This is a genomic window from Candidatus Blastococcus massiliensis AP3 (genome assembly GCF_000582785.1).
Lineage (GTDB): Bacteria > Actinomycetota > Actinomycetes > Mycobacteriales > Geodermatophilaceae > Blastococcus > Blastococcus massiliensis.
Window position 1 is genome coordinate 599,296 of sequence record NZ_HG931173.1, and the last position, 24,131, is coordinate 623,426.

The 24,131-nt window shown below is 71.6% G+C and carries 26 protein-coding genes and 1 tRNA gene; 8 read left to right on the top strand and 19 right to left on the bottom strand.

All coding sequences use genetic code 11. From position 1 onward, the window contains the following. Window positions 1-57: 57 nt before the first annotated feature. The 8 genes from BN344_RS02900 to BN344_RS02935 are packed head-to-tail and all read right to left on the bottom strand — an operon-like array spanning window position 58 to window position 6,613. Window positions 58-294, bottom strand: coding sequence for a hypothetical protein (locus BN344_RS02900; protein WP_040336915.1), 237 nt, complete (start codon window positions 292-294; stop codon window positions 58-60). 26 nt (window positions 295-320) lie between these two features. After that, complete coding sequence (locus BN344_RS02905; protein WP_040336916.1) at window positions 321-1,220, bottom strand: type II secretion system F family protein; 900 nt, start codon at window positions 1,218-1,220, stop codon at window positions 321-323. Continuing rightward, the gene (locus BN344_RS02910) at window positions 1,217-2,083 is read right to left on the bottom strand and encodes a type II secretion system F family protein (RefSeq protein WP_040336917.1); all 867 of its coding nucleotides are present in this window, start codon (window positions 2,081-2,083) and stop codon (window positions 1,217-1,219) included. The genes BN344_RS02905 and BN344_RS02910 overlap by 4 nt, the downstream gene beginning before the upstream one ends. Continuing rightward, window positions 2,080-3,564 (bottom strand): CpaF family protein, encoded by a 1,485-nt coding sequence (locus tag BN344_RS02915; protein WP_040336918.1) that lies wholly within the window; start codon window positions 3,562-3,564, stop codon window positions 2,080-2,082. The genes BN344_RS02910 and BN344_RS02915 overlap by 4 nt, the downstream gene beginning before the upstream one ends. Further along, on the bottom strand, window positions 3,561-4,343 hold the full coding sequence (locus BN344_RS02920; RefSeq protein ID WP_040336919.1) for a P-loop NTPase family protein: 783 nt from the start codon (window positions 4,341-4,343) through the stop codon (window positions 3,561-3,563). The genes BN344_RS02915 and BN344_RS02920 overlap by 4 nt, the downstream gene beginning before the upstream one ends. Window positions 4,344-4,347: 4 nt before the next feature. Continuing rightward, complete coding sequence (locus BN344_RS02925; RefSeq protein WP_040336920.1) at window positions 4,348-5,082, bottom strand: SAF domain-containing protein; 735 nt, start codon at window positions 5,080-5,082, stop codon at window positions 4,348-4,350. Then, window positions 5,079-6,023 carry a hypothetical protein gene (locus tag BN344_RS02930; protein WP_231486456.1) on the bottom strand — a complete coding sequence of 315 codons (945 nt, stop codon included), beginning with the start codon at window positions 6,021-6,023 and terminating at the stop codon, window positions 5,079-5,081. Before BN344_RS02930 ends, BN344_RS02925 begins: the two co-directional genes overlap by 4 nt. An 8-nt stretch (window positions 6,024-6,031) precedes the next feature. After that, window positions 6,032-6,613 carry a hypothetical protein gene (locus BN344_RS02935; RefSeq protein ID WP_040337861.1) on the bottom strand — a complete coding sequence of 194 codons (582 nt, stop codon included), beginning with the start codon at window positions 6,611-6,613 and terminating at the stop codon, window positions 6,032-6,034. 292 nt (window positions 6,614-6,905) lie between these two features. On the opposite strand from BN344_RS02935, the gene BN344_RS02940 reads away from it, so the two are divergent. Continuing rightward, on the top strand, window positions 6,906-7,544 hold the full coding sequence (locus BN344_RS02940) for a prepilin peptidase (RefSeq protein WP_040336922.1): 639 nt from the start codon (window positions 6,906-6,908) through the stop codon (window positions 7,542-7,544). A gap of 146 nt (window positions 7,545-7,690) precedes the next feature. Here the strand turns inward: BN344_RS02940 and BN344_RS02945 are convergent, their stop codons facing one another. The 5 genes from BN344_RS02945 to BN344_RS02965 all read right to left on the bottom strand — a co-directional run bounded on the left by BN344_RS02945 (window position 7,691) and on the right by BN344_RS02965 (window position 11,737). After that, entirely contained in the window at window positions 7,691-8,896 is a 1,206-nt protein-coding gene (locus tag BN344_RS02945; RefSeq protein ID WP_137161822.1) for a coiled-coil domain-containing protein, read from the bottom strand. A 118-nt stretch (window positions 8,897-9,014) separates the two neighbouring features. Then, window positions 9,015-9,620, bottom strand: a complete 606-nt coding sequence (locus BN344_RS02950; protein ID WP_040336924.1) for a cadmium resistance transporter — start codon at window positions 9,618-9,620, stop codon at window positions 9,015-9,017. Between the two features lie 169 nt (window positions 9,621-9,789). Beyond that, window positions 9,790-10,728 (bottom strand): cation diffusion facilitator family transporter, encoded by a 939-nt coding sequence (locus BN344_RS02955; protein WP_040336925.1) that lies wholly within the window; start codon window positions 10,726-10,728, stop codon window positions 9,790-9,792. Next, window positions 10,725-11,342: a methyltransferase family protein gene (locus tag BN344_RS02960; RefSeq protein ID WP_040336926.1), complete on the bottom strand. Its 618-nt coding sequence runs from the start codon at window positions 11,340-11,342 to the stop codon at window positions 10,725-10,727. Before BN344_RS02960 ends, BN344_RS02955 begins: the two co-directional genes overlap by 4 nt. Further along, window positions 11,339-11,737 (bottom strand): ArsR/SmtB family transcription factor, encoded by a 399-nt coding sequence (locus BN344_RS02965; RefSeq protein ID WP_040336927.1) that lies wholly within the window; start codon window positions 11,735-11,737, stop codon window positions 11,339-11,341. Before BN344_RS02965 ends, BN344_RS02960 begins: the two co-directional genes overlap by 4 nt. Window positions 11,738-11,919: 182 nt before the next feature. Here BN344_RS02965 and BN344_RS02970 point away from each other — a divergent pair, with 182 nt between their 5' ends. After that, window positions 11,920-12,123, top strand: coding sequence for a helix-turn-helix domain-containing protein (locus tag BN344_RS02970; protein ID WP_040336928.1), 204 nt, complete (start codon window positions 11,920-11,922; stop codon window positions 12,121-12,123). Between the two features lie 55 nt (window positions 12,124-12,178). On the opposite strand, the gene BN344_RS02975 is transcribed toward BN344_RS02970, so the two are convergent. Both BN344_RS02975 and BN344_RS02980 read right to left on the bottom strand, forming a co-directional pair. After that, on the bottom strand, window positions 12,179-13,429 hold the full coding sequence (locus BN344_RS02975; protein WP_040336929.1) for a site-specific integrase: 1,251 nt from the start codon (window positions 13,427-13,429) through the stop codon (window positions 12,179-12,181). 111 nt (window positions 13,430-13,540) lie between these two features. Beyond that, window positions 13,541-13,613 (bottom strand) — tRNA-Asn (locus BN344_RS02980). Between the two features lie 103 nt (window positions 13,614-13,716). On the opposite strand from BN344_RS02980, the gene BN344_RS02985 reads away from it, so the two are divergent. Then, window positions 13,717-13,965 carry a hypothetical protein gene (locus tag BN344_RS02985; RefSeq protein WP_231486457.1) on the top strand — a complete coding sequence of 83 codons (249 nt, stop codon included), beginning with the start codon at window positions 13,717-13,719 and terminating at the stop codon, window positions 13,963-13,965. A gap of 10 nt (window positions 13,966-13,975) precedes the next feature. Here BN344_RS02985 and BN344_RS02990 read toward each other — a convergent pair whose 3' ends face one another. The 4 genes from BN344_RS02990 to BN344_RS03005 are packed head-to-tail and all read right to left on the bottom strand — an operon-like array spanning window position 13,976 to window position 17,551. Further along, on the bottom strand, window positions 13,976-14,527 hold the full coding sequence (locus tag BN344_RS02990; protein WP_040336930.1) for a hypothetical protein: 552 nt from the start codon (window positions 14,525-14,527) through the stop codon (window positions 13,976-13,978). Next, a complete protein-coding gene (gene dnaG / locus BN344_RS02995; protein WP_040336931.1) occupies window positions 14,524-16,407 on the bottom strand; it encodes a DNA primase in 1,884 nt (627 codons plus the stop codon). The genes BN344_RS02990 and dnaG overlap by 4 nt, the downstream gene beginning before the upstream one ends. Beyond that, a complete protein-coding gene (locus BN344_RS19800) occupies window positions 16,407-16,916 on the bottom strand; it encodes a hypothetical protein (protein WP_051515500.1) in 510 nt (169 codons plus the stop codon). Before BN344_RS19800 ends, dnaG begins: the two co-directional genes overlap by 1 nt. 11 nt (window positions 16,917-16,927) lie before the next feature. Next, window positions 16,928-17,551 (bottom strand): YdcF family protein, encoded by a 624-nt coding sequence (locus BN344_RS03005; protein WP_040336932.1) that lies wholly within the window; start codon window positions 17,549-17,551, stop codon window positions 16,928-16,930. Between the two features lie 132 nt (window positions 17,552-17,683). Between BN344_RS03005 and aztD the strand changes: the two genes are divergently transcribed. The 5 genes from aztD (at window position 17,684) to BN344_RS03030 (ending at window position 24,115) form a co-directional block, all read left to right on the top strand. Further along, on the top strand, window positions 17,684-18,976 hold the full coding sequence (aztD, locus tag BN344_RS03010; protein WP_051515501.1) for a zinc metallochaperone AztD: 1,293 nt from the start codon (window positions 17,684-17,686) through the stop codon (window positions 18,974-18,976). After that, window positions 18,973-19,845, top strand: a complete 873-nt coding sequence (locus BN344_RS03015) for a metal ABC transporter substrate-binding protein (RefSeq protein ID WP_040336933.1) — start codon at window positions 18,973-18,975, stop codon at window positions 19,843-19,845. Before aztD ends, BN344_RS03015 begins: the two co-directional genes overlap by 4 nt. Before the next feature lie 61 nt (window positions 19,846-19,906). Then, on the top strand, window positions 19,907-20,338 hold the full coding sequence (locus BN344_RS03020) for a Fur family transcriptional regulator (protein WP_040336934.1): 432 nt from the start codon (window positions 19,907-19,909) through the stop codon (window positions 20,336-20,338). A gap of 34 nt (window positions 20,339-20,372) precedes the next feature. Then, window positions 20,373-22,592, top strand: a complete 2,220-nt coding sequence (katG, locus tag BN344_RS03025) for a catalase/peroxidase HPI (protein WP_040336935.1) — start codon at window positions 20,373-20,375, stop codon at window positions 22,590-22,592. A 170-nt stretch (window positions 22,593-22,762) separates the two neighbouring features. Next, on the top strand, window positions 22,763-24,115 hold the full coding sequence (locus tag BN344_RS03030) for a cytochrome P450 (RefSeq protein WP_040337865.1): 1,353 nt from the start codon (window positions 22,763-22,765) through the stop codon (window positions 24,113-24,115). The last annotated feature ends 16 nt before the right edge of the window (window positions 24,116-24,131 follow it).

Consider the following 24,131-nt stretch of genomic DNA (forward strand, 5'->3'; position numbering starts at 1 on the left):
GGCGAGGACGCCGCACGGTTCGGAGTACGCGCCACGAGCATGGGATGGCTGCCGGTTCTACTGGAACAGCGACGTCTTGCTGGCCACGAACGCAATGGCCGCTGCGCTGACCGCGCCGCCAAGAGCGATGGCCAGGATCACCATGAACGCCTTCTCCGAGGAGTCCGAACCTCTGTCGTCGGTGACGCGTTCGGCCCGCAGCCAAGACAGGACCGACAGGGCCATGACAGGCAGGGCCGTGACGCACTGCGCCACGACGGCCTGAGCACCTCGGCGGATGGTGGGCTGGAGCATGGGAAACCTCCCGGTAGGCGGTGCAGTCAGGACGAGATCCCGAACATGCGGAGCATGAAGGGGACGAGCACGAAAAGGGTCAGTCCCGTGACCAGCAGGGCCAGCGGACGGGACATCCGCTCACTGACCTGGTTGGCCTCGGTACGGGCGTCGGATAGCTCGGCGTGGCGAAGCGTGCGGGCGCTGGCCAGCAGGGTGTTGTAGACCGAGGCGCCGTCGGCGGCCACTGCCGCGATGTCGGCGAGGTTGCGCAGCTCGGCGACCTGTAGCTCCTCACCGAGGTCGCGCAGCTCGCCCCACGGCTTGCGGCCGGACAACGCTGCGCGTCGGATGGCGCGGCGCATCCGAACGAACGGCATGCTTCCCGAGATCTCGGCGGCCTCCTCCAGCGCCTGCTCCACCGAGCCCCGCGCCCGACGTTCACCGGCCACCAGAGTGAGGAAGGACTCGAGGTTGCTCCGGAACTCCACCCGCGCCTTGTCCGCCGCCTCACGGGCCTCGGCCGAGGGCAAGAACCACCCGACGACGGCGATCCCGAGCCCAACCGCGGCGGGCAGGACGAAGGGCACCGGAACGTCGACCAACACGAACACCAGGCCGAACAGCGACGGAGTGAGCAAGCCGGCGAGTGCCAGGGTCAGCTTGCGGGCCGCCAGCTCAGCGCGGGTCCAGCCGATAATCGCCAGGTCGGCGTCCGAGACGCCCAAATGCCCGTCCAGCACCCGCGCCACTGACACGGGCAGCCAGTCCCACCGGTTCTGAATGGACGCCGGCACCGACGGCGCCGTTCGCACGGTCGGCTCGGCCGCCAACTGCTCCAGTGCGGCCACCAACGACGGCGGCGCCGGACGCAGGGCACGGACCCCGAGTAAGAGGCCGCCGGCGATCAGCATCCCGGCGAGGGTTGCCGTCTGCAGCCCGGTCACGGACTCACCGGAGCCGGGGCCGGATCGAAGAGCACCCGCGGGGGCTTGACCGGCTCGGACAACCGGCGCATCCACCGCAGCGACGTCGCGAAGATCGCCACCACTGCCAGCAGGGCGATCTGCCCGACCGGCGTCGAATAGCCCGACAGGAAGGTCCGGGCGAACAGCGTCATCCCGACCACCAGCACCAGGGTCACCACGACGATGGTGCGCATGTTCGAACGCGGCTTGGCGCGTTCGGCCTCCACCTCACGGACCATGCGGGAGCGGTCGTCGAGGTCTGCAGCCAGGGCGGTGAGCACCTCGGCGAGCCCCGGCCCGCCGTTGCGCTCCCGCAGGATGAGCACCATGGCGATCTTCTCGGCGGCTGGATCGTCGATCTCGCGAGCGAACTGGCGCAGCGCGGTCTCGGTGCCCTGCGGCCCCATCCTGGTCACCAGGTTGGTGACCGCCGGGGCGAGCGGCTCCGGCACCGAGCTGAGGGAGCGGCGCAGAGCATCGCGCGTCGAGCCGGCGGCGCCAGAGCTGATCAGGTCGGCCAGCCGCCGCGTCCAGTCCGCCAGCGCCTCGGACGTAGCTATCAGTCGCTTGGCTGCCTGACCGCCGCCGAGCACCTTCGGGATGAATACGACGCCGCCCGCGGCGCCCAGCGCCGCGGCCGGCCAGCCCGTAACAAGCAGAGTGAGAACGCCGGCGGCCAGCCCACCGAGGAGCAGTGGAGTGGCTCGCCGCCGGGAGGACGAGCGCACCGACGGCGAACGCTCCGGCAGGAAGGAGACGCCGCGCACCGCCCCGACGACGCCGACCAGGCCGGCCGAGAGCAGCAGCCCGGACAGGGTCAGCAGCAGCGCGCCGGCGGTCACGACGCACGCTCGCGGCGGTGGAAACCTGTGCGCCAGTCCGAAACGCCCGGCTGCAGCCAGTTCAGATCGAAGCCGACCGCGGTCAGCCGCTCGGCCAGCGACTCGCTGAGCATCCCCGGCCCCGTGGCCTGCGCGCGCCCGTCCTCGGCGCGCGGCGCAAAGATCGGCTTGAGGTCGGGCCGACCGGAGTCGCCGATCGGGCCGAGTTCGTATATGCCCGAGACATACCGGGCGTAGTCACGGTCGCGATGCACGTGCACGACCAGGTTCAGGGCGGCCAGCGAGCGCAGCACCAGCTCCGGGGACGGGGCCGGATGCGCCTTCAGCGCGTTGATCAGCACCTTGTCGAACACACCGGCGGCCGACGGCGAATGGATCGTGCACATGACCGACGAGATGCCGCTGGTCGCTGCCTCCAGCAGATAGGTGACATAGGCGCCGCGGACCTCGCCCACGAGCACCCAGGTCGGGGACGCGCGCAGCGCCAGGTGCAGCGCATCCCCCATGTCGAACCCGCCTCTGCCTTCGGCGTTGGGCAGCCGGGACTCGAACGGTCGGCACACCGCGTGCCGCCTGACCAGCTGCCGGCGCTCGGGATCCCACCGAGGCAGGTGCAGACCCAGCTCCCGCTCGTCCTCCACGGTGATGACCACGTTGTTCCACGGGATCGCGTTGCCCAGCGCACGCAGCAGCGTTGTCTTGCCGACCCCCGGCGCTCCGCTGACCAGCGGCGATGCGCCGGCAAGGATCGAGGCATGCAAGAAGGCTCGGACCGGTGAGTCGACCATGTCCATACCGTGCAGGTCGTCGAGGCTCGGATCACTGAACCGGTGCACCCGGATCACCCCGGCCGGGCGCGGCAGCACGTCCATCGCCGCCTGCAGTCGGGCGCCCAGCTCGGTCACGCCGTTCAGCCGCACGTTCAGAATGGGGTTGGCCGAAGAGAACTCACGGCTGGTCTGCCCGTCGTCCGACCGGGAACCGATCGACCGCAGCAGCTGCTCGAGCTCCTCGTCGCTGGAGGCGATCGCCGGCCCGGGCACCAGTTGGCCACTGGCCATCCGCAGCATCGTCGGCTCGCAGCCCTCGAAGTGGATGTCCTCCACGTCGTCCATGGCCATGAGGGGAGCCAGCCGCCCCAGCCCGTCCAGCTCGGCCAGCACGGCCGCAAAGATCGTGTCCTCGGTGGTCACCGTCGGCGCCGGACGGCCACGGTTGGCCTCGTGCAGCAGCCACTGGTCGTACTCGTCCCGGATCAACTTCCGCGTCAGCTCTCGCCGCGGTCCCGGGGCGTAGTTCCTGTCCTCCACCGTCAACCGGGTCGACACCCGGTCACGCAGTTCCACGACGACGCGGTACTCCGTGCTGTTCAGCTCCCCGGTTTCGTTGGGCGGAGCGTCGACCGGCCCGGCCGCCGGCCGCAGCACGTCACGGCCGGGCGGGACTTCCCACTGCGGTGACGCGGTGTCCGCGCTGCTCATCCGGCCACCGCCTCGGCGACACGAGACGCCTCCACCGGACTGGTCAGCGTCTGGCCCAGGGAAGACGCCGCGCGCAGCAGCGCGGACCGTCGCAGCGTCTTCGGACTGACGGTCGCGCCGTCGGAGAGCGCCTGCGCTGTAGTCCGGTCATAGGGCAACGTGCCCGCCAGCGGCAGGTCCAACGCCTTGGCAACTTCGCCGGCGGAGTACGGACCATCCCCGACCACGAGTGCGGAGACCTTCGCCAGGTCGCCGAGTTCGTGGCGCAGTCGTTGCGTCGCATCCTGCGCCGCGTGCACCGACCGCACGCTGGGCCGCACCGCCAGCAGCACCCGATCGGCGGCCCGCAGCACCGGCCAGCATCCGCGGTCGGTCACCAGTCGTCCGGCGTCGACCAAGGCGTCCCGCCCGATCGACGCACTCGACGTGTGCAGGGCCGACGCCAGCCGCTCCCATGCCTCGGCGGTGAACGAGGTGCCCTGCGCGGCGGTCGTCACTCCCGGAACCAGCCACACCTGCGGCTGCTCGGGGACCTCCACCGCATGCTCGACGAGCATCGTGGCGGCCTGCCTCGCCGGGACACCCCGCCGGGCCGCCGTCGACCATGACAGCAGTCCCCGGTCGACGCTGACCCGGCCGGCCAGCAACCCCGGCGCCATGTCCCCGCCGGCCGGGTCACAGTCGGCCACCAGCAATGGCCCGGGCCACGCCAGGGCCAACGCCCAGGTCGAGGTGGTCACCCCAGGCGCGGCCTTTCCCGAGGTCACGACGGTGAGCATCGGTTCACCGCCCCGCCGGCAGCACGATCAACGCCAGGTTGCCGGTCGATGCGAGTTCGGCCACCCGCACGCCGTCGTCCGCGCTGACTCGCACGTCGACCACCGTCACTTGTGTGGCCTGGTTCAGCGGACCGACCTCGGCGACCGTCGCGTCGACCTGCTGATCGCGGGCACCGTCCGTGTCCGCAGCCGGGGTACCGCTGCCGATGGTCGAGCCGGTGCTGCCGGGCGTCGCCACGATCAGTACCTGCTGGCCTGGGCTCAGCCCGCCGGCCGGAAACTGCCCTTCCTTCAATGGCAGGGCTACCAACATCTCCCCCGCCGTGAACCCGCTGTCCGGGCCGACCTGCGCGCCGGTCAACAGCTCTCCCCGGCTCAGTGGGACCTGGGCGACCATCCCAACGATCTGGGACCGCTGCGACGCAGGGATCGGCGACAGGTTGGGATCCGACGTCACGTTCGCGACCGCCAGGTCCTCCGTGGTGATCGTCGAGCCAAGGGGCACGTCATGGGCGACCGCCAGCACCTCCGTGCGCGCGGTCAGCATTTGACCAGCGGCGAGAGCCAGCAGCCCCCCGAGCAGCACAAGCAGCACGCTCAGAACCAGCGACTTGCGGCTGGTCCGTCGTCGCGCCGCGGCGCTACGCACCGGAGGAGCCGGCGGCGGCGCGACCTCTGGCGCCGGAGCCGGATAACGCCCGGCCGCCGACGACGCCATCCCGTCGACCCGCGTCGTCACCTGATCACCACCGACTGCACCTCCGCCACTGCGAACGCCGCGTTCGCGGTCGTCGTCAGATCCGGCAGCGTCCCGGTGGCCCCGGTCGACGAGGTCCAGGTGACCGACCACTGGATTCCGTACGTCGCCATCACCCGCCCATCGGGCTGGTGGATCGACGAGTGCGGGTACCGGTAGTCGCAGCCAGCCGGCGACGGGGTCCACACCCCGTTGCCCGGCCGCCAGGCCACGCCAGGACCGGGGCACGACACCGCGGCGGCCCCATCGCCCGGCGTGAAGGACAGCGCCGCCGGAGTCACGCTCACTTCCGCCCACACGCCTCCTGCGTCGGCACGCGCGGTCAGCGCCCGGAACGACCCCGGGTCCGTCCAGAACCAGGTGTAGGCGTTGACGACCGTGAACGGCTGCCCGTCCTGCAGCGTCCCAGCCGGATACCGGCCCGTTGTCGGTGACGGCACCGTCAGTGTGCTGAGCGCCTGCTGCGCGAGCTGCGCTGGATCGATCACGGGCGGAGCCGCTGGCGGGGTCGCCGACCAGAAGCTGAAGCCGTTGGTACCGGGGAACGCCCCACCGCCGGTATAGGAAAGGCAGCTGTAGATGGCACCATCCGTGCGACCGCCCCAGATGGGCGAGTCCTTCGGAGGCTGATGCGTCATCGCCTCCACGTAGCACTGCATGTCCTGTGCCCACCATGCTTGGCCGTCCTGGCATGGAATGACGGTGCCGGAGGGGCTGACAGTGCAGACAGCCGGCGAGGTACCGCCACCGGCGGCGGGAGTTGTTGCGCCCGGTGGGGCCGCCGTCCCACCGTCATCCTCGGCCGTCTCGACTTCGACCACACAGATGCCGTGTGAGTCGTACTGCTGGCAGGTCGCCGGATCAGCGACAGCAGCCGGCGAGAGGACCAGCGAGGCGCCGACGCACAGCAGCGCACCCGCCAAGGCAAGAGCTACTCGTCGCATGACTGCGCCTGCCGGTTCGGAGCCTCGCTGACCCGCCACGACGACGTGTCCGGATAGTTCGGGTTCACCACGGTGAGTTGCTGGATGAGGTATCTCGGACGACCTGACGGCACGATTGACGACCCGGAGGCATCGATCGCGTCCACCTCGCCCACGTCGACGCAGGCGGTGACGACGACGGTCGGCAATACGGGTGACGGCGAAGCAGCGGGACTGTTCGAGAGGTCGGTGCTGGCGGCAGACGCGGTCACCAGCTGCGACCGGCCGGTCTGCCGGTAGCCCTGAGAACGGAACTTGCCGATCGCTGTGGCCTGGGCTGTGGCTTCCGGAGCCACAGCGACCTGGTGGATCCCGTCGAGCGGGAGCGACGGGTCGAGGTACAGGTCGTCGATGGTCTCCAGGTAGTCCGGAACGAGCGCGATCGCCAGTGCCTGCGCTTCCTCGACGGGGCCTGGAGTGGGCGGTGAGGGGCTCGGCGTCTGGGAAGGCGCTGTCCCAGACGTCGGCGAACTCGACGAGCCAGGGTCGGACGACGACGAACAACCCGAGGCCGTCAGCGCCAGGAGCACCGCGGCTGCCCCCGCCGCCGTCCGTATCACCGTCACGCCTGATCACCTCCCAGCACGTCACCGTCCGTCGACCGAGGTTGCCCTCCCGGCCGAGCGGACGTGTGACCGTCGTCTCGTTCCCACCCTTTCGGGTGACAGGTTGTCCCTGAGTCCGTCACTCGTCCTCCGCGTCTGGATGTATCGCGTGGTCCTGACACGCTCCCGCACCGGAAGCTGGGATGGCGCAGATATCCACAGGGCTGCGCAGCGAAGGGCAAACAGACCCCTGGAGCTCGAGGGTGGCCGCCAGCGGATGAACGGCACGTGGATGGCGGCGTCGGCGGCGGCAGCGTTGATCGGCGCCGCAACCACCCCCTGGCTTGCTTCTCGTGGGCTTGCGCAGCTCGCGCGGCTCGACGCTGCCCGTCCGGGCCTGGCGCTGGCCAGCGCCGTCGCCGGCGGTGGGGCGGGAGCCGCTGCGATCGTGGCGTCTCACCGTGCGGGGACGTGGTGGCTCGTGCCTGCCCTGATGGTCTGGGGATGCGCCCTGGTCGCCGCGGCCTCCTGCGATGCGGTCACCCAACGCATCCCGACACCACTCGTCCGCCAGGCCGCCGTCGGCACCGGCGTGCTGCTGACCGTCGGTCTCGCCGTGCACGGTGACTGGCGCGGTCTGCTGCTCAGCGGCGTCGCTGCTGCGGCGGCGGGTGCCGTCCTGCTGGTGTGCTGGCGGTTTGCGGGAGCGGGCTTCGGTGACGTCCGACTGGCGACCCTCGGTGGGCTAGGCCTTGGACACGCCACGCATCACGGCTTGTTGTTCGCGCTCGTCGCGTTCACCGTGATCACCTCGACGCAAGCCGTGATCACGTTGATGCGTGGCGGGGACCGCCAGAGCACCTTTCCCTACGGCCCTGCCCTCACGGTGGGCTTCCTGCTCGCGGCCACCTTCTGACGGTGACGTCCATCCGGGACCGGGGCAGCGGGTTCCCTCAACGTCTATGGCACGGCGGCAGGGCGCCGATCCCCACAGGGCGATCCCATCGCGGATTCCACAGGGCGCAGCGGCGAAGGACCGAGCCTGGCCACGCTGCTCCGGTGTCAGTCGCGGGTCTCTCCGGTTCCTGTGGCCGTGCTCTCGCCTCGGCGCCGTGCGCGTCCCGCGGGTGACTGGGGGCGCCGCGTCTTGGTAGTCACGGCGTTGTCGAGTCTGGCTTCGGCTCGGTCGGCTCTGCTGCGCTGCACGCGGGCTTCATCGCGCGCCGTGTTGAGCTCGCCGCGCAACTCGGCGAGTTCCTCGCGCAATCGTCGGTTCTCCTCGTCGTGACGGGCACGCAGGTCCTCGACTCGCTGGTGGCCATGGGTCTTCTCGCGCTCGGCGTCGTGTATGGCGGCATCACGCTGCGCGGTCATCGCCGCCAGCTTCTCGCGCAGATCGCTGATCTCGTCACGGAGGTCCGCCCCTCGCCGTTCAGCCTGCGCCAGGCCCCGGCGTACGGATTCGACCGCATCCTCAGCTCGGGCAGCGCGCGCCGACTCGGCGTCGGCCCGTTCAACAGCGTTGCGGGATCGCTCTTCCGCCTCGGACTGCGCAACCATCGCGGCTTCCGCTCGTCGGATCGCAGCGTCGCGGTCGCCGTGTGCCTCGACCAGCCGCGCTTCGACGGCAGTCAGCTTCTCTGCAAGATCGATCAACTTCGCGGCGGACTGCTTTCGTTCTGTGTCAACGGCCGCGAGGGCGTCGGCCAGCTCGGCGTTCAGCCTGTCTCGCTCGGTTTCGGCCTCCGTTAGCCGCTGGCGAGCCTCTACGAGCCCGGTACGGAGCTGCTCGCTCAGGGCAGAGGCCTCCTCAGCAGCGGAGTCAGCCTCCGCGCGCTCGGCCTCGGCGCGCTGTCGCGCTTGCTCGGCCCGGCTGGCGTGAGCCGCGGCGGTCGCCACCTGCTCTGCCGCCTCGCTCGTCACAGCATCGATCTGTAACTCGGCGGCCTCGGGATCGGCCACCGTCCGCAGCTCCTCGAGCAACACTTTCAGCTGCTGATTCAGGTGCTCAATCATGCCGGCGACCTGGCCGTGCAACTCACTGGCCCGCTGTCGCGCGGCATCTATCGGCCGCTGCTCCATCCCCGCCGCGTGCCCGGACTGCTCTGTCCGCAGCCGGCGGCGGGCGTGCCAGGCGGCGGTCCGATTGTGCGCGCTGTCGTCGCAGTACTCCGGCGGGCGGCCTGCCCCGGATTGCGACTCCGCCGCCGGACGACGGCAGTCCGGGAATCGGCAGATTCGCTGTTCGGTCTCCGTTGCGTCGCTCATAACGTAAAGCTGCACCGACGTAATGACGACAGAACGCTTCTCCAGCGGTCTGTGGACAGTGAGCCTGCTTCCACATCTCCGGATGCAAGGCGCCTTCCGCGCCTGTGCCGCGTCGTTGCTAGAGCCCGAAGGCACCACCCTCGACAAGAATGACGACACCGAGGCCGATGAGGACCAGCGGGAACAGCACGTGCTCCCACCGCTCGAGGAACTCGGCGATCGTCTTGCGGGTGGCGACGAACCGGGCGGCGACGACCAGCACGGCGACCAGGGCCAGGAAGACGACGCAGTAGGCGACGATGCCGGCAGGACCCACGGTGGCGAACACCGGCACGTAGACGCCGATGTTGTCCCCACCGTTGGCGAAGGTGACCGCGGCGACGGTCAGCGCGCTCACCGACTTGCCAGAGACCTTGCCCTCGTCGTCGTCGTCATCATCGTCGTCGCGCCATGCCCGCCACGCGGCGAGCAGGCCCAGCACCAGCGGGATCAGCCCGAAGTACGGGATCGCCTCCTCGGGCAGGAAGCTGCGGGCGCCGAGCGCGACGAGGACCGCGGCGGCCAGGATGGCGCCGAAGCCGAGGTACTGCCCGGCGAGGATCGCCGCGGTGGTGCCGCGCCGGCCGGCGCCGCGGGCGTAGAACAGCGACAGCACGATGATGTCGTCGATGTTGGTGGCCACGAACAGGCCCACCGCCTGCAGGACCCAGGTGGCGATCTCCACGTACTGCTCTCCGATTCTGTGGGGCGCGGTCTGCGCCGTCAGGCACGGCCGCGACGGTCAGGCGACGGTCAGCTGGGGCCGTGATCGGACCGGCGTGCTCGCCGGCGGCGAATGGATCCGGCGGTGACGGTTCCTCTGCCCTCCGGCCTCCGCGGCCGGTGGACGGCGGTCAGCGGTGCGCGGCGAGTTCGTGATCGGCGTGTGTGCGGGCTTCCAGCTGGAACGTCGAGTGCGCGACGCTGATCGGGAAGTGCTCGGCGAGGCAGTCCTGCATCTGGTCGAGAAGCTGCGGTGCCCGCGCGTCCACGAAGCAGGCGTCCTCGACCACCACGTGCGCCGTCAGGACCGGCAGGTCGTCGCTGATCTGCGAGGCGTGCAGGTCATGGATTGCCACGACCCCGGGCAGCTCTTCCAGATGCGCGCGGACTGCCTCGAGGTCCAGGCCCGGCGGAGTGCTTTCCAGGAGCACCGACACCGTTCGCCGCAGCAGCCCGATGGTGCGCGGCACGATCATGGCTGCGATCAGCAGCGAGGCGACCGAGTCCGCGGCCTGCCAGCCGGTGACCGCGATGACCGTGGCGGCGACCAGCACCGCGACCGACCCGAGCGCGTCGTTGATCACCTCCAGCAGCGCCGCCCGCATATTCAGGTTCCCGTTGCGTGCACCGCCGCGGGTGAGCACCCAAATGCCGAGGGCGTTGGCCGCCAGGCCGATGCCGCCGAACACCAGCACCGGAGTCGCCGCCACCTCTGCTGTCCCGGGCTCGAGCAGCCGGCCGACCGCCTCGACGGCGACCAGCACGCCCACGGCCAGCAGCACCGCCGCCTGCAGGGTGGCGCCGAGCACCTCGGCGCGCCGGTAGCCCCAGGTGCGCCGGGCCGTCGGCGGGCGCAGCGCCAGGGTGGCCGCGACCAGCGCGATCACCAGGCCGGCGGCATCAGTGGCGGCGTGCGCGGCGTCGGCGAGCAGCGCCAACGATCCCGACAGCAGCGCGCCGACCACCTGGACGACCAGCACCGAGGCGGTCAGCGCCAGCACGACCGCCAGCCGCCGACGGTTGCCCGCCGCGCCGCTGGAACCGTGCGCGTGGTCGTGGCCGCCGCTCATCGCTGCGCTCCCTGGGTCGCCGGCAGCCGGCCGATGCCGGGCAGGAACCGACCGGCACGGGCGGCGTAGGCGTCGTACGCCCCGCCGTGCACCGAGCGGAGATAGGGCTCTTCGACGGCCCTGACCTGCAGCTGGACGGCAGCCACCAGCGCAGCCAGCGCCAGCACGCTGACCCACGTGGGCACCATGAGCACCACCCCGGCCTGGGCGGCGGCCATCCCGGTGAAGATTGGATTGCGGACGTGCGCGAACACGCCGCCGGTCACCAGCTCGGTGCGGTCGGCCGAGTCGACGCCGATGCGCCACGAGGCGCCCATCCCGGTTTGAGCCGCCAGCGTCGCGGCGAAGCCAGCCAGCGCCAGCACCAGGCCGACGATCTGCACCGCGATCGGCGGATCGGCGGTCACGACGTCGGCCACCGCCAGCACCGGTCCGGCCAGGCCGAGCACCATCGCGGCGGCGAACAGCACCCCGCCCCACCAGCCGGCCTCGGCCGGGGTGCCGGAGATGCCGACGAACCCCGTGGACCCGGTACGGCGCAGCTGGATCCACGACCGCACACCGAACAACACGACGAGGGCCACGACGTAGAGGACGAGCGCGGCGGCGGTCACGCCGAGGCTCCCGCTCCGTACACGGGGCAGAGTGCGACCTGGTCACCGGTCGCGGCCAGCAGCTTCTCGGCCGAGGCGAGCAGCTCGAGCAGCTCGGGCTGGGTGCTCAGTGACCACAGCGACGCCCGACCCTGGGGCTGGCTCTCGGCAAGGCCGCAGTCACGCAAGCAGGCCAGCGCCGCGGACACCGAGCTCTGCGCGGGTCCACCCAGGTGACGGGTGAGGTCCACAACGCGATGCGGGCCGAGCATCAGGTGGCGGACGATCGCCAGCCGCATCGGGTCACCCAGGCTGCGGAACAGGCACGCGGCCGTCGACAGCGCAGCAGCCTCATCGACCGGCGGCTCGCTCGCCTTCGGCGTCGTCGTGGTCACCACGGTGTCCGCTCCATTCATCGGGTAATTCCGATGATAGCGCCATTAGGGGAAAGATCAACACTCGCCACTCCCAGACCGGCTGGACAGGCAGCAGGGACTTCCCGCTAGAGGGCGCGAGGCGGACGAGCTGTCCATCCCTCGCCCTACCTTGCGGTGCAGGGCCTCCCCCGGGCGGCGTCACGAGACCAAGGAGGTTCGTCATGGACAACCCCGATGACCTGCTGACCACGGCCGAGGTTGCGCAGATCATGCGCTCGCCCGTCTCCACGCTGAGGTACTGGCGACACCTCGGCACCGGCCCGCACAGCTTCCGTGTGGGCCGGCGCGTGGTCTACCGGCGCGCTGACGTGACCGCGTGGCTGAATGAGCAGGCGGAAGCAGGGCGCGCCGATCGAGCCGGGTGAGCGGCGGCAGCGAGCGCCGCCCCGCCGTTGTGCCAGGACTTCACAGCGATCCAGCTCAACGGTTCAGCACCCGCGCTGCCTCGGCGCTGACGACCTGCCGGCCGAAGTAGACGTCGAGCGTCATCGACGGGTTGGCATGGCCCAACTGGTCGGCCACCTGGCGCGCGGTGAGCCCGGCCTCGTCGAGTCGCGTGGCGACGGTCTTGCGGAAGGTGTGCGAGGTGACCCACGACCACGGCCCCTCCTCGCAGCGGATGCGTCGCCCGCCCGCCCCCGCCCTGAAGGAGCCGTCCTCATCGAGCTGATAGCCCGTTCCCCCACAGGCCTCGCACTGGAACGAGTCGAGCAACTGGCGGAGGTCTCCTGAGACGTTCGACGGATCCCGCAGGGCGCCGGCCAGCGGCGAAGTGAAGACGACCTCAGCGTCCGTCTGCCGGCGGGAATTCACCCGCCGGTCCTGCAGCATCCGGACGGCGAACTCGGGCAGCGCGATGATCCGCCAGCCGGCCGTGGTCTTCGGCCGCGGCTGGACCGTCAGCCCGGCGCCTGGAACGCGGACCACGGTGGCATTCACCTCCCATGTCCCGGCTTCGAGATCGAGGATCGGCTTGCCGTCGCCGTTGATCCCGTACCGCAGGGCCAGCGCTTCGCCGATCCGGCAGCCGGTGGCGAGCATCCAGTCGACGATGTCGGGCAAGTCGATCTCGACCGCGCGGTCGCTGGTCCGGAACAGCTCGACGAGTCGTCCGGTCTCTGCCGCAGTCAGTGCGCGCGGCGCTCGCTTGCCGGTACTGATCTTGGCAGTGGCGTCGCGGACCGGATTGACCGTGACGGCGCCGTCCTGGATCGCCATCGCGAACATCCCGGAAAGGCACGCCCGCGCTGTCTTGGCCGCCCCCGGTCCGCTGCTCTTGGCGATGGCGGCCAGCGCCCGGCTGACCACGCCGGGGGTCACCTCGCGGATGCAGAGTTGACCGAAGGCCGGCTTGACCTGCTTGCTGACCACCGAGCGGTAGGTGCGCTGCGTGCCGGTCGACCAGCCGTGGTCGGCCTCGATCCAAGCTTCGGCCAACGTGGCCATTCGTGTTGCGGCAGTGATCGCGCCGACGCCGCCGGGCGCCTGGCGGCTGGTGAACTCAGCTTTCAGCGCCCGTTCGGCGGCGGCGCGCGAAGGCCCCACCTTGGACACCAACCGGACCCTGCCGTCGTAGTCGCGGAACTTGACCCGGGCTCTGACCCGACCGTTGGGCAGCGTGGCGAACAGGACCTTGCCGCTGGTGCCCAGCGGCAGCGGGGGACGGCCCACGAGGCACCTCCGGCACCGAAGTAAAGAGTGCCTAAAGAGTGCCTGACCCCTCTGACAGGGACAACAGAAAAGCCCCCGACCGGCGTCTCCGCTGGTCAAGGGCTTGATGTGCTCCCCCGACTGGACTTGAACCAGTAACCCTGCGATTAACAGTCGCATGCTCTGCCAATTGAGCTACGGGGGACGAGCGGGCGCGAGCACCCGCTGGCCCGACGAGACTACCTCAGCCGGGCGGACCGATCCCGCCCCCCTCGGCCGTGTCCGGGGCGACGACGCTCACAGGTAGCGTGATCGCCGGTCCGCTCCCCGCTGTCCTGGAGGTCCCCGTGGCGAAGCTGTCCTTCCTGGCCGGATTCGGTGCCGGTTACGTGCTCGGCGCACGCGCCGGACGTGAGCGGTACGAGCAGATCCGACGCGGCTGGGAGCGCACGAAGGACGACCCGCGCCTGCAGAGCCTGGCCGGGATGGCGCAGGCCCGCGCCGACGACGCCCTGTCCTCGCTGCGCGCACGCATGGGCAGCGACGCTCCCCGCTGACCCGTAGCGGTCAGTCCGGCAGTTCGGCTGCGACGATGTCGGCGAGCTTCCGCCGGGCTGCCTCCCGCGCGGCCGGATCGGCGCGCTGGGCGTCGTCGTCGAACACGACGGTCCACTCGCGCACCGGCTGACCGGGGATCCTGCGGGCCACCAGCAGCACCCCTCCCCCGCCGGGCAGCGGTGAGCGCTGGCTGGCCACGACCGTCTGGTCGACCCGCCGGCGCACGACGACGGGCAGGTCACCGGCCTCGGCGAGCACGTGCCGCTCAGCGGGCAGCCGCGCCTGCACCCCCGGCTCCACCTCGGTCAACGGGGTGACGACGAACGTGCCCCCGGCGCCGGCCGCCGTCCACGTGGCCGACCCGATCTCGTGCCACGGCAGCGGCTCTCCGGCGACGCCGTCGCCGCCGATCCGGCGCAACCCGCGGTGGGTGGCCACCAGCCAGCCCTCGTCGCGGGTGAGCAGGCCCCACGCCAGCGCCTGCTCCTCGCCGGACAGCGCCGCGCGTACCGCCTCGGGCGCCCGCGCGAGCTTCCGGCGTACGGCGTCGAGCAGGCTCACCCGAGACCTCCGATGGCCCGCTTGCGCAGCGAGATGGCCAGTTGCTCGAGATCCATCAACTGCTTGAACGCTCGCATGTACTCGTCGCCGTTCTCCACCGGGTTCATCCGCTGCAGCCGCCCCTTGAGGGCCGCGACCTCGCGGACGGTGGCCATCTCCTGCAGCCGCGCCATCACGGCGGTCACGTAACCGGCGTCGGCCTCACCGGTCGAGCGCAGCGGCTCGACCGCCAGCGCGGTCAGCATCGCCCGCGCGCTCTCGCGGTCGCACTGCTCGGCGACCAGGTCCAGCCAGGCGGGACCGGTCACCGTGGCCGACGCCGCTCCCCCGGTGCCCGCGACCGCCGCGGCCACGGCGGCGTAGTCGGGGTCGGTGTAGGCCTCGGACGGGACGGCGTCGAACGCGGGGCCGGCGAGTTCGGGCACCTGCAGGGCGGCCTTGACCGCCTCCCGCTCGATCGCGACCGCGGCGTCGTCGGGGGTGCGCTGCGGCGGCCTGGGGCGACGACCGCGCGACTGCTGCTGGCCCTCACCGGTGTGCCGGCGCACCCGCTCGAGCACGTCGGACTCGTCGGTGTCGCCGATGAGCGAGGCCAGCCGGCGGGCGTAGGCCGGGCGCAGGGCGTGGTCCTTGATCTGGGCCAGCAGCGGAGCGGTCTTCTCCAGCGCGGCGACCCGGCCCTCGACGGTGTCGAGGTCGTACCCGGCCAGCGTCGTCTTGAGCACGAACTCGATCAGCGGCGAGCGGCGCGCGATGAGGTCGCGCACGGCGGCGTCGCCGTGCTCCTGACGCAGCTCGCAGGGGTCGTGCCCGTTGGGCTCGACGGCGACGAAGGTCTGCGCGACGAAGCGCTGGTCCTCCTTGAACGTCTTCATTGCGGCCGCCTGCCCTGCCGCGTCGCCGTCGAAGGTGTAGACCACCTCGCCGCGGAACTCGTCCTGGTCCATGAGCAGCCGCCGGAGCACGCTGATGTGCTCGCCGCCGAAGGCCGTTCCGCACGAGGCGACGGCGGTGGTGACACCGGCCAGGTGGCAGGCCATGACGTCGGTGTAACCCTCGACGACGACGGCCTGGTGCCGCTTGGCGATGTCCCGCTTGGCCCGCTCGATGCCGTAGAGAACGGTCGACTTCTTGTAGAGCGGCGTCTCCGGGGTGTTGAGGTACTTGGGGCCGGGGTCGTCGTCCATGAGCTTGCGGGCGCCGAAGCCGATGACGTCGCCGGTGATGTCGCGGATGGGCCACACCAGCCGGCGGTGGAAGCGGTCGATCAGCGTGCCGCGGGAGGACTCCTTGGCCAGCCCTCCGGTGATCAGCTCGCTCTGGGTGAAGCCGGCGGCACGCAGGTGCCGGGTGAGCGCGTCCCAGCCGCCGGGTGCGAATCCGCAGCCGAAGTCCAGGGCCACCTGCCGGTCGAATCCGCGCTCGGCCAGGAACTGGCGGGCCGGCGCCGCGTCCGGGGCGCCCAGCTGCTCGGCGAAGAAGGCGGCGGCAGCGGTGTTGGCCGCCACGAGCCGGGCGCGCTGACCGGCGTGGGCGCGGTCGGGGCCGGCCGTCTGCCGCCCGGCGTCGTCCTCGTACTTCAGGTCGATGTTGGCCCGACCGGCCAGCAGTTCGACCGCCTCCGAGAACGTCAGGTGGTCGATCTGCTGGATGAAGGAGATGACGTCGCCGCCCACCCCGCACCCGAAGCAGTGGTAGAGCCCGCGACTGGGCGTCACCTGGAAGGAGGGCGACTTCTCGTCGTGGAACGGGCAGAGCCCCTTGAGGCTGCCGCCGCCGGCGTTCTTCAACTGCAGGTGCTCGCCGACGATCTCGTCGATCCGCGACCGCTCGCGCACCAGCGCGATGTCGGCGGCCCGGATGCGTCCCCGGCCGGCCATCAGGCCATGCCCCCGACACCCGCACCTGCGGTCACCACGGCGAGCCCGGCGGTGTTGCGCCGGCTGACGACCAGCTCCAACCACAGCAGGAAGACCTGGTGGTCGAGGGGCACCTCCGGAGCGGCGGTCAGCGTCGCCAGCGGCGACCAACCGCCGGTGGAGCCGCTGTGCGCGACCTGCTGCCCGCCAGCGAGGAAGCGGTGGGTGGCCTTCCAGTACGACAGGGTCGCCACCTCGACCTGCGTGCCCTCGAGGTCGGCCGACCAGGTGCCCTTCCAGTACGAGACCTGCCGCGCCCGCAGCCGCGCCGTGCCCTGGGGGTCGACCGTCCAGCGGCCGGCGAGCTCGCCCTTCCGCCTGCTGAACAGCCACTGGCGCACACCGACGACCGCCGTGGCCTGCTCCTTCCAGTTGGACGTCCGGAGGGCGGCCACGACGGCACCGTCGCGGAGGACGGGGACGACGCCCTTCTCCGTGCCGGCCGTGCCGGCCCTGCCCACTTCGAGCACGCCGTCCCTCCTCAGCCGATCCCGGGCGCGCCGGCGACGCTCTCGCCGGTCGCGCGGTAGAGCAGGTACGCCGCCGTCTCGCGCATGATGTAGCGGAACTGCGTGACCCGAGTCTGCACTGCGGGCCCCTGACGGGTGGGTGAGCTCTCGGCCGCGATGCCGGCATCCTCCGCCATCCGCTCGGCGCGCATCGCGTGCCACGGATCGGTCACCAGGACGGCGCTGGACCAGCCGCGCTCCGAGAACGCGGCCGACACCACCCGCATGCTCTCCAGGGTGTCGACACCCTCGGGCACGGCGAGCAGCGCGTCCGCCGGGATGCCGGCCTGCGCCAGGTAGTCGCGGCCGGCCTCGGCCTCGGTGAACGCATCGCCGGCCGCCTTGCCGCCGACCGTCACGATGACCGGCGCGACACCGGCCCCGTGGAGAGCGAGGGCGTGCTCGAGCCGCGCCTCGAAGATCGAGGACGGCACGCCGTTGTACTGCGCCGACCCCAGCACCACGATCGCGTCGGACGCCGGGCGGGAGTCCTGCCGGGCCGTCCACCAGATCGCCAGCGCGGTAGCGGCGACGAGCAGCACCGCCGCCAGGACGGCGGCCACGACGACGCGACCCACCAAGCTCCGCACCCCCACGCGTCATGGGTACCACGCCGGTCCGACCGGATGGGGCGCATGAGGACGGCGAGGCGCACCCTCGATGTGAGAATGGTTCTCATTATCGGTTACGGTGCCTCCGACCCGTTCCCCCGATCGACCGGAGCACCTGTGCGCACCCGTCCCCTCTCTCCCCTCCGTGCCGTCGCCCTGTCGGCAGCGCTGCCGCTCGTCCTGGCGGCGGGCTGCGCGTCCGACGACGGCGACGAGGCCGCGGCCGCCCCCACGAGCGAGGCCGCCCCGCCCTCGACCGCTCCCAGCGAGGTCGGCGCCAGCGCCCCGCGGCTGGCACTGACGTACGACGGCGGCGTGCAGGTCCTCGACGCCATCACGCTCGAGGTTCTCGCCGACGAACCGATGGAGGGCTTCAACCGGCTCAACCCCGCCGGCGACGGCCGCCACTTCCTGATCTCGACGCAGGGCGGGTTCCGGCTGCTCGACGCCGGCGCCTGGGCCGAACCGCACGGCGACCACGACCACTACTACACGGCCGCCCCCCAGCTCACCGACGTGCAGTTCCCGGCCGAGAAGCCGGGGCACGTGGTGGCGCACGCCGGCCGGACGGTGCTCTTCGACGACGGCACGGGCGAGGTCACCGCGTTCGACAGCGCCCACATCGCCGACCCCGACGTCGAGATGCGGCAGTTCACCACGCCGGAGCCGCACCACGGCGTCGCCGTCGAGCTCGAGGACGGCACGATGCTCGTCTCCGACGGCACGGAGGAGGAGCGCGCCGGCGTCCGCGTCCTCGGCCCCGACGGCGAGGAGATCGCCGCCCGGGACGACTGCCCCTCCGTGCACGGCGAGACCGTGGCCGGGGACGAGGCGATCGTCATCGGCTGCCAGGACGGCGCCGTGCTGTACAGCGGGGGCGAGCTCACCAAGATCCAGAGCCCGGACGCGTACGGCCGCATCGGCAACCAGTTCGGAACCGAGGACTCACCGATCGTGCTCGGGGACTACGAGCGCAGCGCCGACGACCGGTCGAGCACCGTCGCGCTGATCGACACCACGACCGCGTCCCTGCGCCTGGTCGAGCTCCCCGCGCCGTACTGGTACCAGTCGTTCGACCGGGGCCCGCACGGCGAGGGCCTCGTGCTCACCTACGACGGCCACCTGCAGGTCATCGACGTCGTCACCGGCACCGTCACGCGATCGATCCCGGTGACCGGGCCCTGGGAGGAGTCCGACGACTGGCAGGACCCGCACCCGCAGGTCGTCGTCGTCGACGGCATCGCCTACGTGACCGAGCCCGCGACCCGGCGGATCCACGCCGTGGACATCGAGGGCGGCACGATCTGGAAGAGCGCCGACCTCGAGGTGACGCCGAACGAGCTGTCCGGCGTCTCCGGGGACGTCGAGGAGCACGCCGAGCACGAGCACGAGGGCGAGCACGACGAGTGACGCCGACCCGGACCCTCGGCGTCGCCGCCCTGACGGGTTGCCTCGCGTGCGGGCCGGCCGCGTGCGGCGACGGCCAGGACGGCGGCGCCGAGGGCCGGGTGCAGGTGGTGGCCACGTCCTACCCGCTGCAGTACGTGGCCGAGCAGGTGGGCGGCGACCTGGTGGCGGTGACGAACCTGACCCCGCCCGGCGGGGACAGCCACGGGCTGGAGCTCTCCCCGCGTGCCATCGCGACCCTGGGCGAGGCTGACGTCGTCGTCCACCTGTCCGGTGGTCTCCAGGCCTCGGTCGACGACGTCGTGGCCCAGGAGGAGCCCGAGCACCTGGTGGACGCAGCACCCCTGGCCGACCGCGGGGTCGATCCGCACTTCTGGCTCGACCCCGCTCGGCTGGCGGAACTCGCCGACGAGGTGGCCGACGAGTACTCGGCGGTCGACCCCGACCACGCGGCCGACTACGAAGCGCGGGCCGAGCGCCTGCGGTCCTCGCTGAGGGAGCTCGACGAGGAGTACACCGAGGCGCTCGCCCCGTGCCGCGGGGCGACCCTGCTCGCCTCGCACGAGGCGTTCGGCTATCTCGCCGACCGGTACGGGCTCGAGCAGGTCGGCGTGGCCGGCCTCGACCCCCACGTCGAGGTCTCCCCCGCCCGGCTCCGCCAGGTGGCCGACGAGGTGCGGGACACCGGGGCTCGCACGCTCTTCTTCGAGGCAGCGGCGGGTCTGGGGGTGGCGGAGACGCTCGCTGCCGAGCTCGACCTCGGCACGGACGTGCTGCACCCGATCGAACGGGTCGCCCAGGACGACACCTATCCGGAGCTCATGACGGCCAATCTCGCCGCACTGGAACGCGGGCTGGTCTGCGGGGGCTGACGAGGGGCGTCCGCCGACCCTTTTCTTGATCCGCTCCAGGAGCATGCGGGAAGCTGGGGGCATGCCGACGCCCGGACGTTTCGAGGCGATGCTGCGCGAGGCCGCGCTGCGGGTCACCCGGCCGCGGCTGGCCGTGCTGGCCGCCGTCCACGCGCATCCCCACGCCGACACCGACTCCGTCATCTCCATCGTGCGCCGGGACTCGGGCGAGGTCTCCCACCAGGCCGTGTACGACGTGCTGCGCACCCTCACCGACGCGGGGCTGCTCCGGCGTTTCCACCCGGAGGGATCCGTCGCCCGCTACGAGGCCCGCGTCGGAGACAATCACCACCACCTGGTCTGCCGGTCGTGCGGCGCCATCACCGACGTCGACTGCGCGGTGGGAGAGTCCCCCTGCCTGGCGGCGAGCGACGACGGCGGCTACACGATCGACGAGGCCGAGGTCATCTACTGGGGCCGGTGCCCCACGTGCGCACGTCAACCCGTCCCCTGACCTTCCCAGACCATCCAGTACAGAGAGGGACACCGTGAAGGACGAGACCAACAAGGTCCAGACCGACAGCACGAGCGAGAGCGAGAACCCGGCGATCCCGTCGCCGGAGTCGCACACCGGCGGGCGTCCTCGCACGAACCGGGACTGGTGGCCGAACCAGGTCGACCTGTCGGTGCTCAACAAGCCCTCGAAGGACTCCGACCCGCTCGGCGCGGACTTCGACTACCGGGCCGCCTTCGCCGAGCTCGACGTCGAGGCCCTCAAGAGCGACCTCCGGCAGCTCATGCGCACGTCGCAGGACTGGTGGCCGGCCGACTGGGGGCACTACGGCCCGCTGTTCATCCGCATGTCCTGGCACGCGGCCGGCACCTACCGCATCGCCGACGGCCGCGGTGGCGGCGGGCAGGGCGCGCAGCGCTTCGCCCCGCTCAACAGCTGGCCGGACAACGCGAGCCTCGACAAGGCCCGGCGCCTGCTCCTGCCGATCAAGCAGAAGTACGGCCGCAAGCTCTCCTGGGCCGACCTGCTGGTGCTGGCCGGGAACGTCGCACACGACGACATGGGCCTGCCGACCTTCGGCTTCGCCTTCGGCCGCGAGGACACCTGGCAGCCCGAGGAGGTCTTCTGGGGCCCGGAGGACACCTGGCTCGGTGACGAGCGCTACGCCGACAGCGACGCGCTGAACCTCGACGAGGGCCCGCTCGCGAACGTCACCATGGGGCTGATCTACGTCAACCCCGAGGGTCCGAAGGGCAACCCCGACCCGGTCGCCTCCGGCCACGACATCAAGGTGACCTTCCGCCGGATGGGCATGACCGACGAGGAGACCGTCGCCCTCATCGCGGGTGGCCACACCTTCGGCAAGGCGCACGGCGCCGGCGACCCCTCCCTGCTCGGTCCCGAGCCCGAGGGCTGTCCGGTGCACGGCAACGGCCTCGGCTGGGTCAGCCAGTTCGGCACCGGCAAGGGCGCCGACACCATCACCAGCGGCCTCGAGGGCGCCTGGACCCCGACGCCCACGACGTGGGACAACTCCTACTGGGAGACGCTCTTCGGGTGGGACTGGGAGCTCGTCGAGAGCCCGGCCGGCGCCAAGCAGTGGCAGCCGAGCAACCCCGAGGCCCAGGGGCTCGTGGACGACGCGCACATCGAGGGCAAGAAGAACCCGCCGATGATGTCGACGGCCGACATGGCGCTGCGGATGGACCCCGAGCTGCGGGCCATCTCGGAGCGGTTCCGCAACGACCCCGAGTACTTCGCCGACCAGTACGCCCGGGCCTGGTTCAAGCTCTTGCACCGCGACATGGGCCCGAAGACCCGCTACCTCGGCCCGGACGTGCCGAGCGAGGACCTGATCTGGCAGGACCCGCTGCCCGCGGTGGACCACCCGCTCGTGGGCGAGACCGAGATCGCCGACCTCAAGCAGCGGCTGCTCTCCTCCGGCCTGACCGTCGCGCAGCTGGTGCACACCGCCTGGTCGGCCGCCGCCTCCTACCGCGGCACGGACAAGCGCGGCGGGGCCAACGGCGCCCGCATCCGGCTGGAGCCGCAGATCAACTGGGCGGCGAACGAGGGCGTCCGGGACGTCCTGCCGGTGCTCGAGCGGGTCAAGGCCGAGTTCGAGCAGCAGACGGGCGGGAAGGTCTCGCTCGCCGACCTGATCGTCCTGGGCGGCAGCGCGGCGGTGGAGAAGGCCGCGGCGGACGCCGGCGTGCAGGTGACGGTGCCGTTCTCCCCCGGTCGCACCGACGCCTCGCAGGAGCAGACCGACGTCGAGAACTTCGGCTGGCTGGAGCCGAAGGCCGACGGCTTCCGCAACTGGATCGCGCCGGGCAGCAAGCTGCAGCCGGAGACCCTCCTGGTCGACCGGGCCTACATGCTGGAGCTGACCCCCAAGGAGATGACCCTGCTCGTCGGTGGCCTGCGCGTGCTCGGCGCGAACACCGGCGGCGTCCGTCACGGCGTCTTCACCGACCGCCCCGGCGTGCTGTCGCAGGACTTCTTCCGCAACCTGCTCGACCTGGGTGTGTCGTGGTCGACCTCGGCCGAGGCGGAGGGCGTCTACGAGGGCCGGGACGCCGACGGGAACGTGGTCCGCACGGCCACCGCCGCCGACCTGGTGTTCGGCTCGAACTCGATCCTCCGCGGCATCGTCGAGGTCTACTCGGCCGACGACGCCCAGGAGAAGTTCGTGCAGGACTTCGCCGCCGCGTGGGTCAAGGTCATGGAGCTCGACCGCTTCGACCTGCGGTAAGCCTCCGCACCCGGATGCCCCGGCCCGCACCCGCGGGTCGGGGCATCCGCGCGTCCGGACTCCGGTGGGGGCGGCCCCGAGCGACACGACAGGCACGACAGCACCGCGCGCGTTCCGGGCACTTCAGGTAGGCAGGGGGTCTCTCGATCCCAGGAGGGTGTCCCGTGGTGATGCGCAGTGCGATCCGGTGGGCCGCGACGCACGGTGCGATGCGGTTGGCCATCGGCGCCCAGGCGCGACGGGGCAACCCCGACGCCGAGGTGCTCCGCGATGCGGTCGTCCGGGAGGACCCGTACCAGCACTACGAGCGCCTGCGCACCGACGCCCCGTTCGCCGGCGGTGCGTTCGCCCGGGTCAGCGTCCACCACGACGTCTGCACCGAGGTCCTGCGCAGCGACGACTTCGGGGTGATCGGCGGCGACCGCACCAAGGGGCTCCCCCCGTTGCTCCGGAAGGCGCTGCGCCTGGCCGGCCCCCGGCCGAGCATCGGTCCGCTCGACCCGCCCTCGATGCTCGCCGTCGACCCGCCGGAGCACACCCGCTACCGCCGGATGGTCAGCCGCGCCTTCAGCGCCCGCGCCGTCACCCACTTCCGAGAGCGCACCGAGCAGATCGCCGAGGAACTGCTCGACGACCTCGCGCGCGACGCCGTGGGCGGGCAGCCGGTGGACCTGGTCGCCCGCTACGCCAGCCTGCTGCCGGTCACGGTCATCTCGGAGATGCTCGGGGTCCCGGTGGCGATGCGCGAGCAGTTCCTGGCGTGGGGCGACGGTGCCAGCCCCAGCCTCGACATGGGACTGACGTGGTCCACCCACCGCAGCGTCGAGCGGAACCTCGCCGAGCTCGACTCGTGGTTCCGCGGACACCTGCGCCGGCTGCGCGCGGACCCGGGCGACGACCTGTTGTCCCAGCTCGTCGTTGCCGCCGACGACGACGGCAGCGGCCTCAGCGAGCAGGAGCTCGTCGCCACCGCCGCACTGGTCTTCGGGGCAGGCTTCGAGACGACGGTCAACCTCATCGGCAACGGCACCGCGCTGCTGTTCGGCTCCCCCGACCAGCGTCGTCTGCTGGTCGACGACCCGTCGCTGTGGCCCAACGCCGTCGACGAGATGCTGCGGGTGGAGTCACCGGTGCAGCGAACCGGACGGCGGGTCAAGCGGGACACCACCGTGCACGGCGTGCCGCTGCGCGAGGGCGAGCTGGTGCTCCTCGGGCTCGCGGCGGCCAACCGCGACCCCGAGGTGTTCCAGGACCCGCACACGTTCGACGTCACCCGCACCAACGCGCGCGACCACGTCGCCTTCTCCAGCGGCATCCACTTCTGCCTCGGCGCCGCGCTCGCGCGGATGGAGGGGGAGGTCGCCCTGCGCGCGCTGTTTCAGCGGTTCCCCGACCTCGGCCCCGCCGGCGCCGGACGGCGGCGCGGCACGATCATCCTGCGCGGCTACGAGTCGCTCCCCGTGACGCTCGGCCACCCCGCGTCCGCACCGTCCGGCGAGCGCTCGACCGCCGTCCCCGGCTGAGCTCAGGAAAGGCCCG